At 69.4% G+C, this 13,873-nt stretch carries 10 protein-coding genes; 2 read left to right on the forward strand and 8 right to left on the reverse strand.

Going from position 1 to position 13,873, the window contains the following annotated elements:
* Positions 1-60: 60 nt before the first annotated feature.
* The gene (locus D456_RS0121045) at positions 61-1,566 is read right to left on the reverse strand and encodes an AbgT family transporter (RefSeq protein WP_051049519.1); all 1,506 of its coding nucleotides are present in this window, start codon (positions 1,564-1,566) and stop codon (positions 61-63) included.
* Between the two features lie 445 nt (positions 1,567-2,011).
* Between D456_RS0121045 and D456_RS0121050 the strand changes: the two genes are divergently transcribed.
* Positions 2,012-3,985: a M3 family metallopeptidase gene (locus tag D456_RS0121050; RefSeq protein ID WP_017578152.1), complete on the forward strand. Its 1,974-nt coding sequence runs from the start codon at positions 2,012-2,014 to the stop codon at positions 3,983-3,985.
* A gap of 21 nt (positions 3,986-4,006) precedes the next feature.
* On the opposite strand, the gene D456_RS0121055 is transcribed toward D456_RS0121050, so the two are convergent.
* The 3 genes from D456_RS0121055 to D456_RS0121065 form a co-directional block, all read right to left on the reverse strand.
* Positions 4,007-4,663, reverse strand: a complete 657-nt coding sequence (locus D456_RS0121055) for a response regulator (protein WP_017578153.1) — start codon at positions 4,661-4,663, stop codon at positions 4,007-4,009.
* Between the two features lie 206 nt (positions 4,664-4,869).
* Positions 4,870-6,210: a sensor histidine kinase gene (locus D456_RS0121060; protein WP_017578154.1), complete on the reverse strand. Its 1,341-nt coding sequence runs from the start codon at positions 6,208-6,210 to the stop codon at positions 4,870-4,872.
* A gap of 89 nt (positions 6,211-6,299) precedes the next feature.
* Positions 6,300-8,297, reverse strand: a complete 1,998-nt coding sequence (locus tag D456_RS0121065; protein WP_017578155.1) for a serine hydrolase domain-containing protein — start codon at positions 8,295-8,297, stop codon at positions 6,300-6,302.
* Positions 8,298-8,646: 349 nt separating this feature from the next.
* On the opposite strand from D456_RS0121065, the gene D456_RS0121070 reads away from it, so the two are divergent.
* Positions 8,647-9,633 carry an ADP-ribosylglycohydrolase family protein gene (locus D456_RS0121070; protein WP_017578156.1) on the forward strand — a complete coding sequence of 329 codons (987 nt, stop codon included), beginning with the start codon at positions 8,647-8,649 and terminating at the stop codon, positions 9,631-9,633.
* Positions 9,634-9,659: 26 nt separating this feature from the next.
* On the opposite strand, the gene D456_RS0121075 is transcribed toward D456_RS0121070, so the two are convergent.
* From D456_RS0121075 to D456_RS0121090, 4 genes are all read right to left on the reverse strand, one after another.
* The gene (locus tag D456_RS0121075) at positions 9,660-10,658 is read right to left on the reverse strand and encodes a CPBP family intramembrane glutamic endopeptidase (RefSeq protein ID WP_026116087.1); all 999 of its coding nucleotides are present in this window, start codon (positions 10,656-10,658) and stop codon (positions 9,660-9,662) included.
* A gap of 200 nt (positions 10,659-10,858) precedes the next feature.
* Positions 10,859-11,227, reverse strand: a complete 369-nt coding sequence (locus D456_RS0121080; protein WP_017578158.1) for a hypothetical protein — start codon at positions 11,225-11,227, stop codon at positions 10,859-10,861.
* Positions 11,228-11,314: 87 nt separating this feature from the next.
* On the reverse strand, positions 11,315-12,886 hold the full coding sequence (locus D456_RS0121085; RefSeq protein WP_017578159.1) for a long-chain-fatty-acid--CoA ligase: 1,572 nt from the start codon (positions 12,884-12,886) through the stop codon (positions 11,315-11,317).
* A 12-nt stretch (positions 12,887-12,898) separates the two neighbouring features.
* A complete protein-coding gene (locus D456_RS0121090) occupies positions 12,899-13,804 on the reverse strand; it encodes an amidohydrolase family protein (protein ID WP_051049520.1) in 906 nt (301 codons plus the stop codon).
* Positions 13,805-13,873: the final 69 nt, after the last annotated feature.

Consider the following 13,873-nt stretch of genomic DNA (forward strand, 5'->3'; position numbering starts at 1 on the left):
ACGGAAAGGGGTCCCTCGCATGTACAGCGCGGGACCCCTTCTGTATGCGGTCTCCGTGAGTCAGCTGACCGGGGCACCCGGACCGAGTGGGAGACCCAGCGTGTACCAGCCGAGGAAGAACAGCGTCCACACGATCAGGATCGTCACCGTGAAGGGCAGCGTCAGCGAGACCAGTGTGCCGATCCCGGAGTCCTTGCGGTAACGCTGCATGAAGCCGAGCACGAGTACGAAGTACGGGCTCATGGGCGTCACGATGTTCGTGGAGGCGTCCGCGATGCGGTACATCGCCTGGGTGGTCTCCGGGTTCACGTCGAGCAGCATCAGCATCGGGACGAAGACCGGTGCGATGAGCGCCCACTGGGCCGAACCACTGGTGATGAACAGGTTCATCAGGGTCGCGATGAGGATGAATCCGATGAACAGTACCGCCACCGGGACATCGAGAGCCTCCAGCAATTCGGCGCCGCGGACCGAGAGCACCTCGGCCATCCCGGACCACTGGAAGTAGGCCAGGAACTGCGAGGCGGCGAAGAACAGGACCAGAGCCGGTGCGAGGTCCTTGATGCCCTTGGCCATGAAGGCGGGCACGTCCGCGGCCTGCCGGACCGTGCCCGCCACGAGGCCGTAAGCGGTACCCACCGCGAGGAAGGCCACGGCCAGGACCACGGCGATGCCGCTGACCAGCGGGGACTCCATGACCGTGCCGTCCGCGCCGCGGAACCAGGAGTTCTCCGGCACCAGTGCGGCGACGAACAACACTGCCATGACCAGGAGGGTCAAGCCGGCGGCCCGCAGGCCCTTGCGTTCCTCGGGCTGGAGGTGGAAGTCGCCGAGCGTGTCGTCCTCGGTGGTCGCGTCGTCCAGGCCCTCGGTGCGTTTGCGCAGTACCAGCTCGGTGACGAGCGTGATCAGGACGGCGAGCAGGACGGCGCTGACCGCGTTGAAGAAGTAGTTGGCGAGCGGGGTGACGGTCGCCTCGGGGTCGATGACGCGGGCGGCCTCGGTACTGATACCGCCCAGCAGGGCGTCGGTGGGGGCCACGACGAACGTGGCGTTCCATCCGGCCGAGACCGAGGCGAAGGCGACCACGATGCCGAGCGTGGGGCTACGGCCCACTGCCTGGAAAACGACCGCGGCCAGCGGGATCAGGATGACGTAGGCGGCATCGCTGGCGATGCTGCCGCAGATCCCCAGGAGGGCCACGACGAAGGTCATGTACTTGGCCGGGACCCGGGTGATGCTGCCGCGCAGGATCGCGTTGATGAGGCCGGTCTGCTCGGCCACCACGACACCGAGCATGATCACCACGACCAGGCCCAGCGGTGGGAAGTTCACGTAGTTGGTGACGGCTTCACCGAAGATGACCTGGAAGCCCTCCGGTGACAGGAGGCTCTGTACATCGATGCGCTCGTCGTCGATCGGTGAGACGGCGTGTGCGCCCGCCCAGCTCAGCACTGCGCTGAGCAGGATCACGAATCCCCCGAGGAAGGCGAAGATCCAGAAGGGATGGGGGAGTTTGTTGCCCGCTTTCTCGATCCCGCGCAGGGACCCCAGGAGCAGGCCCATGGCCCGGCCGGGGGGTTTCTCCGTTGTCTCGGCCACGGTAGACCTCCTTGACGGGTCGGTGGTGGGTGCGGGGTTGGTGCACCGCGACCCCGACGTAAAAACCTGTTGGGTCGCTGTCCATTCTGGGGTTACATGAGTGATGCGTGTAACCACGTGCTATTCGTCCCGGACGGGTGTTTCGTGACCGTTGATCGTTTTCGGATGCCCCGAGTCGTGGGGGTTCCGTCCCCGAACGCCGCCACCGAACACGGGTGTGACCGTGCGCACGCAGCACTTTCCCCGAGAGCGTTGTGAGACATGTTTCCCCGATACGGGCGGCTTGCCGGAACACGGCCGGGACAGGGGTACCGACTCCGGCGATCTGAGTAACATTTTCATAACACATCGACCTCGGTCAGGATCCGGTAGAACGGCACGACCGCCCTACAGCAAGGAGCAACCACCCGTGACCGACAACCCGTTGCTGCGACCCAGCCACCTCCCCTACGGTCTCCCCGACTTCGCGGCCGTCCGCGAGGAGCACATCGTGCCCGCCTTCGAACAGGGCGCGGCCGAACACCTGGCCGAGATCGCCGCGATCGTCGCCGACCCCGACCCCCCGACCTTCGACAACACCATTGCGGCGCTGGAGCGCTCGGGGCAGACCCTGAACCGGGTGGAGACCGTCGCCCTGCACACCCTCGCGGCATCCGACGCCACCGACGGGATCCAACAGATCGAACGCGAACTCGCGCCCCGCTCGGCCGGCCACCGGGACGCGGTCTTCCTCGACCGCGGACTCTGGCAGCGCATCAAGCAGGTCGCCACCGACGACCCGGAGGAGAGCCAACTCCTGGAGCACTACCGCACCGACTTCGTCAAGGCCGGCGCCGACCTCGACGACGAACAGCAGGAGCGGCTGCGCGCCATCAACGCCGAACTCGCCGAGCTGGCCTCCGACTTCGGTCAGAACCTGGTCCGCGCGAGCGCCGACTCCGCGCTGGTCACCGACGACCCGGCCGACCTCCACGGCCTCGGAGAGGAACGTATAGCCGCCCTGGAACAGGACGGGCGTTACGTACTGCCCCTGCTCAACACCTCCGTGCAGCCCGCCCTCGCCCAGCTCACCGATCGCGCCACCCGCGAGAAGCTGTACCGGCTCAGCACCGAACGCGCCCCCGAGAACCTCGCCATCGCAGCCCGCACGGCCGAGCTGCGCGCCGAACACGCCGGCCTCCTCGGCTACACCGACCACGCCGCCTACAAGGTCGCCGACCAGACCGCCAAGACCGTCGAAGCCGTCGAGGAGCGCCTGGGACGCCTCGTCGAACCGGCCCGCCGCAACGTCGAACGCGAGGCCGCCGCCCTCGCCGAACAGGCCGGCCACGAGATCGAGCCGTGGGACTGGGCCTACTACGCCGAGCAGGTGCGCAAGGAGCGCTACGACTTCGACGAGGAGGCGCTGCGCCCCTACCTCGAACTCGACCGGGTCATCGAGCAGGGGGTCCTGCACGCCGCCCACCTGCTGTACGGGATCACCTTCACCGAACGCACCGACCTGCACGGGTACCACCCGGACGTACGCGTGTGGGAGGTCTTCGACACCGACGGCACCGGCCTGGGCCTGTACCTGCTCGACCCCTACGCACGCCCCACCAAGGAGGGCGGCGCGTGGATGCACAACCTCGTCGCACAGTCCTTCCTGCTCGACGACCGCCCCGTGGTCGTCAACAACCTCAACGTCACCAAACCCGCCTCCGGCCCCACCCTGCTCACCTGGGACGAGGTCGAGACCGCCTTCCACGAGTTCGGCCACGCCCTGCACGGCCTGCTGTCGGCGGTGCGGTTCCCCCTGGTGGAGGGCACGAGCGTGCCCCGCGACTTCGTGGAGTACCCCTCACAGGTCAACGAGGTGTGGGCGACCGACCCGGAGGTCCTGGCCGGATACGCGCGCCACCACGAGAGCGGGGAGCCCGTGCCCGCCGAGCTCGTGTCGGCGCTGGAACGCGCCAACCGGTTCAACCAGGGGTTCTCGACCTTCGAGTACCTGGCGGCAGCGCTGCTCGACTGGTCCTGGCACCGGCTCGCACCGGGGGAGAAGATCGAGGACCCGGCCACCTTCGAGGCCCGCGCACTGGAGCGCGCCGGGGTCGTGCACCCGCTCGTGTCGCCGCGGTACCGCAGCACGTACTTCCTGCACATCTTCGCCGGGGACTACAGCGCCGGTTACTACTCCTACGTCTGGAGCGAGGTGCTGGACGCCGACAGTGTCGAGTGGTTGCGTGAGCACGGCGGGCTGCGGCGGGAGAACGGCGACCGGTTCCGCGAGAAGGTGCTGGCGGTGGGAGGAAGCGTCGACCCGATGGGTGCGGTGCGGGACTTCCTCGGGCGCGAGCCGCGCCTGGAGCCGCTGCTGGCCCGCCGCGGGTTGGAGGCCTGACCCGCGCCGTGCCCGAGAGCGTCAAGGGGTGGCGACACCGCTCCGGTAGGCCCAGACAACGGTCTGCAGCCGGTCGCGGACACCGATCTTGGTCATCACCCGACCCAGGTGTGACTTGACGGTGCTCGCCTCGATGATGAGCTTGTCGGCGATCTCGACGTTGGACATGCCCTGCGCGAGCAACCGGACGATCTCGAGCTCGCGTTCGGTGAGCAGATCGAGCGAGCCGTTGTCCGTACCACGCACGGACCGCCGCCTGGCGAACTCGGCCATGACCCGGCGGGTGACGGCCTGGTCGACCAGGCCGTACCCGTCGGCGAGCCGACGTACGGCCTCGACCAGGTCGTCGGGGGCGGTGTCCTTCAGGACGAACCCGCTCGCGCCGGCCTCGAGCGCCCCGAACACGTACTCGTCCAGGTCGAAGGTGGTCACCACCAGGATCGCCGGGGGCATCTCCGAGGCACGGGCGAGGATCTCCCGGGTCGCCGTCAACCCGTCCCCGCGCGGCATACGCACGTCCATACAGACCACGTCCGGGCGCACCCGCTCGACGAGTTCGACCGCGGACCGGCCGTCCCCGCACTCACCGACCACTTCGATGTCCTCGGCGGTCTCCAACATCACCCGGAAACCCGCCCGGACCACGAACTGGTCGTCGACCAGGGCCACCCTGACCATGGAGTTCGCCTTTCTTCGCAGCGGCATCGGAGCTGCAGGAGGCGCCAGGCGCGGCTTTCGGGGGTCGAGAGGTCCGGCGGCCGGAAGGGCCTGGCCGCTCTGCACACGGAAGTCTAAGGCCGATTCGGCGGGCGATGAACGCGCGCGGAGAACGGGAACGGGCCCGGCGGACCCTTCCGCCGGGCCCGTCCTCCGGCCGAGCGCGGTCAACCGAGGGGCAGAGTGAGTCGGACGCGCCACCCACCCGAGTCCGTCGTCCCCGTCTCCAATTCCGCGCCGATGAGGTCGGCGCGCTCCTTCATCCCGAGCAGACCCAGCCCCCGGGTCCCCTTCGGCGACTCCTCGCGCTCCGAGCCGGGGCCGTTGTCGACCTGGAGCACGATCTCGGCCTCGCGGTGGTGCAGCTCCACACGTACCCATGCTCCCCACGCGTGGTCGCGCGCGTTGGCCAACGCCTCCTGGGCCACCCGGTAGAAGGTGACATCGGCGGCCGGCGGGAGTTCGTGGGCGGTGCCGGTGCGCTCCAGGGCGACCTCGCACCCCTGCGCGCGTTCCCCCGCCACCAGGTGGTCGAGATCGGCGATCCCGGGGACGGGCGCCCCGTCCGTGGACGGGGCGCCCTCGACCTCCTCGTACGACTGCTCCCCGGACTCGCGCAGCGCACCGACCACCAGCCGCATGTTCTCCAGGGTCTCCTTGCCCTGGACCCGGATCCAGCCGACCGTCTCCGCGACGGCCGGAGAGTCCCGGCCCACGAGTTTCTCGGCCGCACCCGCCTGCACCACCATCCCGGAGAGGTGGTGCGCGGCTACGTCGTGCAGCTCCCGTGCCACACGCGTGCGTTCCTCCCTGATGGCACGCTCGGTCCGCTCCTTCTCCATCTCGACCATCCTGAGCCGCTCCAACCGGGCGAAACGGCGCCGCATGGCCACGTCGTTGCCGACCAGGCCCAGCGCGCCGAAGGCGAGCAAGGAGGACAGCGCACGCCCCGCACCGGCCAGAAGGGGATCCGGTACTTGAGCGGGGGGTGAGAGCGAGGCCAACGGCGGCAAGGCGAACAGGACCCCGAACAGGCCCAGGACGACCGTGACCGCCGCGACCACCCGGGCCAGCTGCCGTAGCGGGAGCACGGTGCCGCAGGTGTAGGCCACGAAGAAGGCCGCCAACCCCTGGAAGGCGACGTCGGCCGGCAGGAGGGCGATGATCGCGACCTGGGTCGCCACCACGGCGAACAGGCACAGGAGCGCCGCGGTCCTGCGTACACACACCACCATCGACTGTGCGGCCGTCAGGGCAGCGAGTACGGCCACGGCGGCGGGTGTGAACGGGGTCCCCTCCGCCTTCGCCAGACCCACGATCGAGGAGAGCATCGCGAGCGAGGCCAGTGTGACGACCACGCTCAGGAGGAGATCGCGGCTGAACGGACCGCGGAAGCCCAGGCGGGTGAGCCCCTTGTCGAGCGGTGCCAACGGCCCGGGGAACGGCCGGTCGAAGGTGTTCTGTCCGGCGTCGGCCACGACCGGGCACGCCGAGTTCTCACGGCTCATCGATTCCGCTCTGCTCGTGGGTGGGGGAGGGGCGGCCGGTGCGGGCGGGATCCGGCCCGCCCGCACCCTCGGGGTACCGCAGAGATTACTCAGAAGGAGACACTTCCGGCCACCATCCCGAACACGGTGGCGATCCAGCCGGTGCCCAACAGTGCCAACAGGACCAGTGAGCTGCCGATGTAGCGGCCCCAGCCCTCACCGCGGCGGATGTTGTCGTAGAGGACATAGGCCGCCGGGAAGATCCCGAGCGCGCCCAGCCCCTGCACGACCTGGATGCTCCTCAGCTCCCCGAAGGAGACCGGCTCGAAGCTCAGGGCGACGTTGAGCGCCAGGGCCCAGCCGACGAACCCGAGCAGGGTGAGGATCATGGCGGTCCGGGTCAGGAGCCGTGCCCACAGGCCGGTCCGGTCGCGCTTGGGCAGCGACGTCCTCCAGCGCACGAAGGCCGAAACGGGCCACGAGAGGATGGCGACCACGATCACAGCGACCGAACTGATGGCGACCGGCAGGACCACTGCGGCCTGGGTGTTCTCGTCGACCGGAATGAAGGTGAAGGCCGTCGTCCCGATCGCCCTGACCTCGCCGTCGACCACGTCCGCCGCCAGCGTGCGATGCCCGTCGATCTCGCGCCACACCCAGGGTTCGACCTCGATGTACTCCGTGGGTTGCCCGGTCTCGGGACTGGTCAGGACGATCGTGTCGTCCTCCGTCGCCACGATCTGTGTCTCGTCCACGGTGTAGAGGGCAGAGGCGAAGTTGCTGTGGATCGACCGGGAGCTCGTGTAGTTGCCCTCCAAAAGCGCGGCGTGCTCCCCCGCAGTGGGCTCGACCTGCCCACCGTCGGCCTGTTCACCGGGGAAGTAGCGGTCAGCGAAGCCCTCGGCCAGCGCGAGACGCATGCTGTGCGAAATGAGGCTGCTGTTGCCGGAGCTGTTCAACGTGATGAAGATCCCCGCGTTCTCCTCGGGGTAGATCTGCATCTCGGAGTGGAACACGTCGGTGTCCCCACCGTGGCTGACGACCCGGTTCCCGTTGCGCTCCTCCTGGAAGAAGCCCAGGCCCATCTGCGCGCCGCCGGCGAGACCGCCGAGGCTCTCCTCACCCAGTGCCGGCTCGTGCATCTGGGCGATCGTCTCCGGCTCCAGCACACCGGCGCCCTCGGACGCCTCCATGTGCACGCGCATGAACTCGGCCATGTCGGTCACCGATGAGGTCAGGCCCCCCGCCGGGGAGTCGGAGACGGTCTCGAACCGCTCGACGGCGGGCTCTTCGTCGAGGACGTAACCCTCGGAGAGACGGGACTCCAGCTCTTCGGGCAGCGGCTGCTCGAGGGTGGAGGAGTCCATCCCGGCCGGGGCGAGCACGTTCTCCTCGATGTACTCGGTGAAGGGCGTCCCGCTGGTGTTCTCGACGACGTAACCGGCGAGCGCGATGCCGTAGTTGGAGTAGGCGGGTGTCGTCCCCGGTTCGTAGACCTGCTCCGGCGGGTCCTCGGACACGACCGAGCGCAGGTCCACCTCCTTGCCCTCGCCGAGCATCGCGTTGGCGACACGCTCCTCGAACCCGCCCGTGTGCGACAGCAGGTGGCGGAGGGTGAGGTCCTGGTCGTAGGACTTGTCCACCTCGAAGTCGAGGTACTCGTCCACGTCTGTGTCCAGGTCGAGCTCTCCGGCCTCGACCATCTGCATCACCGCTGTCGCGGTGAACGTCTTGGTCACCGAAGCCACACGGAACAGTGTTTCCTCTGGGTCGACCGGTTCCTGGGCCTCCACATCGGAGTAGCCGTACCCGCGAGCGGTGAGCAACTCGCCGTCGGCGACCACACTCACACCCGCTCCGGCGATCTGGGCCTGATCCAGATAGGCGGGCAGGACCCCGTCGAGCCAGGCGTTGACGTCCTGTTCGGTGAGCTCTGCACCGGCGGCCTCCGGGTTGGGGACGCTCGGCGGCGGGGCGGGGCCCGCCCCGGTGGCGCCGGCACAGCTGGTAGCCAGGACCGCGACGGTGCCCGCCGCGGCGAGTACGGCGAGGGGACGGCGACCGTGCCGGGGGCGCTGGGCCCGGGGGGTTGGCCTGCTCGGGAACACGAGCTACTCCTGAGGATCGACGGATCGGGGGCGGTGCCGTGGAAAGCACCCGTTTTGTATGTCTTCAGAATCGCGGAGACGGGTGGTCCCGGTCTTCTGCCCCGAGCAGGAACCTGGTTTGCGACTTCTGGTGGAGGCCCCTCACCCGGATGTCGGTCGGCCTTCCGCACCGCTGCCCCCGAAGAGACCCGCGGACCGTCCCTCCGGCACCCGGTGTATGCGTTGGTGACCGGTGTCGGCCCTTCTCGGCAGAACCTGGCGGTCCTCCGTCACCGGCGGAAGAATCGAGGGGCCGATCGCCCCGTCGGCGGTCGGCCCGTACTCACCGTCCCGAAGGGAAGCGCCGCCCATGCCCCATCCCCTCACACCAACCACCGGACGCGAGGACCGCGCCGCAGGCGTCCTGCTCGCCGCCGCCTGCGGCGACGCCCTCGGGGTCCCCTACGAATTCGCTCCACGCCTCGGACAGGACAGCGTCCCCGGGATGATCGGCGGCGGCCTCGGCCCCTACGCGCCCGGGGAGTACTCCGACGACACCCAGATGGCCGTGTGCATCGCCCGGGCCCTCGCCGGAGCCGACGGTCTCCCCCTCCGGGACACACGGGTACTGGACGCCGTCGCCGACCATTTCCTCCACTGGCGCCGTTCCGGGGCCACCGACATCGGCAACCAGACCCGTGCCGTCCTCGACTCCGCACTGGAGACCGCCGACCCGCACGGGACGGCCGCGGCGCTACTGCGTACCTCGCGCGGCCTCCACCGCGACGGAGGACGCACCGCCGGAAACGGATCGCTCATGCGCACCGGGCCCGTCGCCCTCCACACCGTGGACGACGCCGGGACCACGGCCGAGTCCGCGCGCCTGGTCAGCGACCTCACCCACGCCGACCCCCTCGCCGGCGACGCCTGCGTGATCTGGTGCGAAGGGATCCGGCACGCCGTGGTCCACGGAACCTTCGACGGGGTACGTGCAGGGGTGGGACTCCTGCCCGCGGAACGGCGCGCGGACTGGAACACCCGTCTCGACGCGGCCGAGTCCGCCGAGCCCCATACCTTCGGCAGCAACGGGTTCGTCGTCACCGCGCTCCAGGCCGCCTGGTCGGCGATCACCCGTACCCCGCTCACGGACGGCGGTACCGGTCACCTGCGGTCCTCACTGGAGGCCGCCGTGCGCGCCGGCGACGACACCGACACCGTCGCCGCCATTGCCGGTTCCCTCCTCGGCGCACGCTGGGGCGCCTCGGCTGTGCCCGACGAGTGGTACGCCGCCGTCCACGGTTGGGAGGAGCTCACAGCGGGCGGGCACGTGGACCTCGCCCTACGGATCGGCCGCTGACCCGTTGGAGCCCGCATCTCCGCGTTTCACGCCGGCGGCGGGCCCGTGGTCAGAGGAGGGCCGGACCGCCGGTCACGCCGCCACACCACGGCCGTGAACACCAGGAGCAGGACACAAGGCAGCAGCAACACCGGTGATCCCGTACCCACCGACCGGTCCATGCCCTCGGCCAGGTCGGTGCGGGTGATGAGCACCAGGAGGAAGGCGACCGTGTTGTTGACCGCGTGGACGACGACGGCGAGCTCGAGCCCGCCCGTCCGCCACGTGAGCAGAGCCAGGGTCGCACCGAGCGAGAAGTAGTACAGGTTGAGCCAAGGGTCCAGCGCCAGGTGGACCACCATGAACAACAGGCTGGAGACGACCACGCCGAGGAAGAGCGCCGTGCGCGGCCCCCGCCCCCAACTCGCGGCGACCCGGAACGCGAGCCCGCGGAACCCGTACTCCTCACCGGCCGACTGCAACGGCGTCAGAACGATGACGATCGCGAACGTGGCGAACAGGTCGAAGCTGCTCCAGTGCCCTTCCCCGTACGGCAGGAACATGTTCAAGGCGACCATGTACACCGTCCAGACCGGCAGGACGACGAGGAGAGCCCGCGCCATCAGGTCGAACCGGAAGAACGACCGGACCGAGTGCAGCGAAACCCCTTCGACCTTGTAGACCCAACGCTGGACCAGCATGCTCCACGGAAGGAGCAGAGCGAGCGAGAACAGCGCCGTGGCCTGGGAGACCGGGGTGATCTCGATGTCGTCCGAGGCCGGATCGGTGAGGCCGAGCGCCGACTCGGCGAAGAGCCCGAGGGCCCCGAAACCCAAGGAGAAGGCGAACAGGCCGGCCAGCAGGAGCAGGAGCGCGGCGACGCCCCGCCAGAACTGCCGCTTCTCCGTCGCGAGCACGCGGTGGTACGGAACCCCCGGCGGCGCAGACCGTGGCCCGCGCCGCCGCGGGGGCGGCGTGGGCCCCACCGGGCCCGGATCCGTGGCAGGGGGTGTCGGATGCGCGGAGGAAGGATGCTCGTTGTCCATGCCCCGAACCTAGAACGCCGAGCCCCCGGTGCGGCAGTGCCGCGCATCACCGCTCGACCCTGCGTCCCGCACGGCCCGTGCCATGACATCCGTCATCCGGTCCTGCCCGTCCGCGCTTCCCGACGGCAGGGCCGCCCACGGCACGCGGCCGGCAGCACAGCCCGGCCCCCTGCCGTGGGCCCGAAGAAGTGGGGGACGGGTCAGGAGGAAACCGGGGGCTCGGTCCGCGAGCTGACCCCGGAAGCGACCGGTACCAGGTGGCGGCGGTCGGAGTCCGAGGCGCCGGAACTGCTCAGAACGAGGTCGACGGTCTCCATGACCCGGACGAGGAAGAGCTGCAGGGCGGAGATGTCCGGGGACTCGTCCGGGAAGAGCTCCCGCAGGCCGCCCATCGACCGCAGGTGCTCACCCAGTGTCCGCGCGTCCACGTGGAGGACGAAGGGCGGATCATGGTCGGTGCCTTGGAAACGATGCAGGAGGACCCCGCTCCGGTCATCGGAGTACTCGGCCGAGTCACCCTCGGAGTTCAGCCTGCGGAGGAGCTCGTCGAAGAGCTGTTCGTCGTCCATGGTTCCTCCCTCCTGATCATCCCTACCCCTTCCCGGGGAGCCGACCACGGATGCGTCCGGTGCCGGCCCGATCCACACACGCCCCGGTCACTGCCGCGTGACGGCGGAAGCACCGCCGCGCAGCACGAACTTCTGGATCTTGCCCGTCGCGGTCTTCGGCAGCTGCTCGGTGAACGCCACCTGTGTGGGTGCCTTGAAGTGCGCGAGGTTCTCGCGCGCGAAAGCGATGATCTCCGCCTCCGTCGCGGTGGCACCCTCGTGCAGCACCACGGTCGCGAGCGGGGTCTCACCCCACCGCTCGTGGGGCACACCGACGACGGCGGCCTCCAACACGGCGGGGTGGCGAAGGAGCACACCCTCGACCTCCACGGAGGAGATGTTCTCGCCGCCGGAGATGATGACGTCCTTGAGCCGGTCCTGGATCTCGGTGTACCCGTCGGGGTGGACGACGGCGGCGTCACCGGTACCGAACCAGCCGTTGCCCATCGCCTTCGCAGTGGCCTCGGAGTCCTTGTAGTAGCCGGCCATGACGACGTTGCCGCGCACGGTGATCTGCCCGACGGTCTCGCCGTCCCACGGAACCTCCTCACCCTGCTCGTCGACCACCCGTAGTTCACCGGAGGTGATGAGTTCGACGCCCTGGCGGGCCTTCAGGCGCCCGCGTTCGCCGGTGTCCAGTTCCCGGTGCTCGGGGCGCGGCTCGCAGACGGTGATGAACGGCGTCGTCTCGGTCAGCCCGTACACGTGGGTGACGGTCCAGCCGAAGCCGTCCTCCAGGCGTTCGATGGTGTCGGAGGCCGGGGAGGCGCCGGCGGTGACCACGTGCACGCCGGAGGGCACCTCGCCGCGCTGGGACTCCGATGCGTTGGACAGCATGATCAGGACCGTCGGGGCCGCACACAGCCAGGTCACCTGCTCGTCGCGGACGAGCTCGAAGGCCCGGGCCGGGTCCATCGCGGGCAGGCACACGTGTGTGGCGCCCGCAGCGGTGACCGTCCAGGTGTAGGTCCAGCCGTTCGCGTGGAACATCGGGAGCGTCCACAGGTACCGGTCGCCGATGTCCATGCGCAGGTGCAGCAGAGTGCCGACGGAGTTCATGTAGGCGTTGCGGTGGGTGATCATCACCCCCTTGGGCCGGGCGGTGGTCCCCGAGGTGTAGTTGATGGTGAGCAGGTCGGTCTCGACGATCGTGGGCGCGGTGTAGTCGGGGGAGGAGTCCGCGACGAGCGCTTCGTAGTCCTCCCAGCCGGGACTCGGGTCCTCGAGTGCGACGAACCGCTCCACGCCCGGCATCCGGTCCCGGACACTGTCCACGGCCTCGAGCTGGTCGGCGTGCACACACACGACCTTGGCGCCGGAATGGTTGACGATGTAGACGAAGTCGTCGGCGGTGAGGCGGAAGTTCACCGGGACCAGTACCGCACCGAGCTGCGGGACGGCGTAGAACGACTCCAGTTGCGCGTGGGTGTTGGGGGCGATGTAGGCGACCCGGTCGCCCTTGGCCACGCCCATGCTCTGGAGCGCGGCGGACCACCGGTCACAGCGGTCGAAGAACTCCTCGTAGGTCAGTCGTAGACCGCGGTCGACGACGGCCTCGCGCTGAGGGTGCAGTCTCCGGGTGCGGCGGGCGAACTCCAGGGGCGTCAGTGCCAGCTCCATGGTGCCTTCTCTCTACATCCGCTCTGGTGGCAGGTCGAACAGGCGGGCGCCGTTGTCGTGCATGACCGCGCGCAGCCAGTCCCGGCCCAGGCCGAGCCGGGTGAGCGCACGGAGTTGGTCGATGTAGGGATAGGGGATGTTGGGGTAATCGGTGCCCAGCAGGACCCGGTCGCCGATCGCACGCAGGCGCGGGAGCTCCTCCCTCGGGAACGGGGCATCGCGTTCGATGTAGTCGGTGAAGGCCATCGTGGTGTCGAGGTGCACGCGCTCGTACTGTTCGGCGAGGTCGAGGAACGCGCTGTACTCGGGTGCCCCGGCGTGGGCGACGACGGCGGTGAGCGCGGGATGGCGCCGCAGGACCTCGGCGAAGGGCCCGGGGCCGGTGAACCGTCCGGGGTAGGGGCCGGAGCCGCAGTGCACGACCACGGGTGTCCCCGACTCGGCGAGTACGCCCCACACGCGGTCCAGGTGGGGGTCGCGGGGATCGTAGGCCCCCACCTGGAGGTGGGCCTTGAAGACACGGGCTCCGTCGGCGACGGCCTCGGCCGTGTAGTCGGCGGCGTCCGGCTCGGGATAGAAGGTGGCGCTGCGCAGGCAGTCGGGGTTGCGTCCGGCGAAGTCGGCGGCCCACCCGTTGAGCCAGCGCGCCATACCGGGGCGGTGCGGGTAGAACAGTGACGTGAAGCGGCGCACCCCGAAGGAGCGGAGGCGTTCGGCACGCGAGTCCTCGTCGTCGCGGTAGGTGATGGGCCAGACGCCTTCGCCGAGGTCGTCGAAGTAGGCCCAGACCTTGCGCAACACGTTGCCGGGCATGAAATGGGTGTGCACGTCCACGAGCCCGGGCAGCCCGAGTTCTTCCCACACCCGGCGCACGGCAACGTGTTCCTCTGGGTCTGCGATGACTGGAGAGTGTGTCACGGGCCACACTCTAGATCGTTGATGGGAAATGTGTGCCCTGGTCAGTGGTCGTAGGCGACCAGTGACCGC

The sequence above is a fragment of the Nocardiopsis kunsanensis DSM 44524 genome (assembly GCF_000340965.1).
GTDB lineage: Bacteria > Actinomycetota > Actinomycetes > Streptosporangiales > Streptosporangiaceae > Nocardiopsis > Nocardiopsis kunsanensis.

What these genes read in the sequence shown, in the direction of transcription:
- D456_RS0121045 (WP_051049519.1), bottom strand. Translation starts at nt 1,566, where the DNA reads ATGGGCCTGCTCCTGGGGTCCCTGCGCGGGATCGAGAAAGCGGGCAAC.
- D456_RS0121055 (WP_017578153.1), bottom strand. Translation starts at nt 4,663, where the DNA reads ATGGTCAGGGTGGCCCTGGTCGACGACCAGTTCGTGGTCCGGGCGGGT.
- D456_RS0121060 (WP_017578154.1), bottom strand. Translation starts at nt 6,210, where the DNA reads ATGAGCCGTGAGAACTCGGCGTGCCCGGTCGTGGCCGACGCCGGACAG.
- D456_RS0121070 (WP_017578156.1), top strand. Translation starts at nt 8,647, where the DNA reads ATGCCCCATCCCCTCACACCAACCACCGGACGCGAGGACCGCGCCGCA.
- D456_RS0121075 (WP_026116087.1), bottom strand. Translation starts at nt 10,658, where the DNA reads ATGGACAACGAGCATCCTTCCTCCGCGCATCCGACACCCCCTGCCACG.
- D456_RS0121080 (WP_017578158.1), bottom strand. Translation starts at nt 11,227, where the DNA reads ATGGACGACGAACAGCTCTTCGACGAGCTCCTCCGCAGGCTGAACTCC.
- D456_RS0121085 (WP_017578159.1), bottom strand. Translation starts at nt 12,886, where the DNA reads ATGGAGCTGGCACTGACGCCCCTGGAGTTCGCCCGCCGCACCCGGAGA.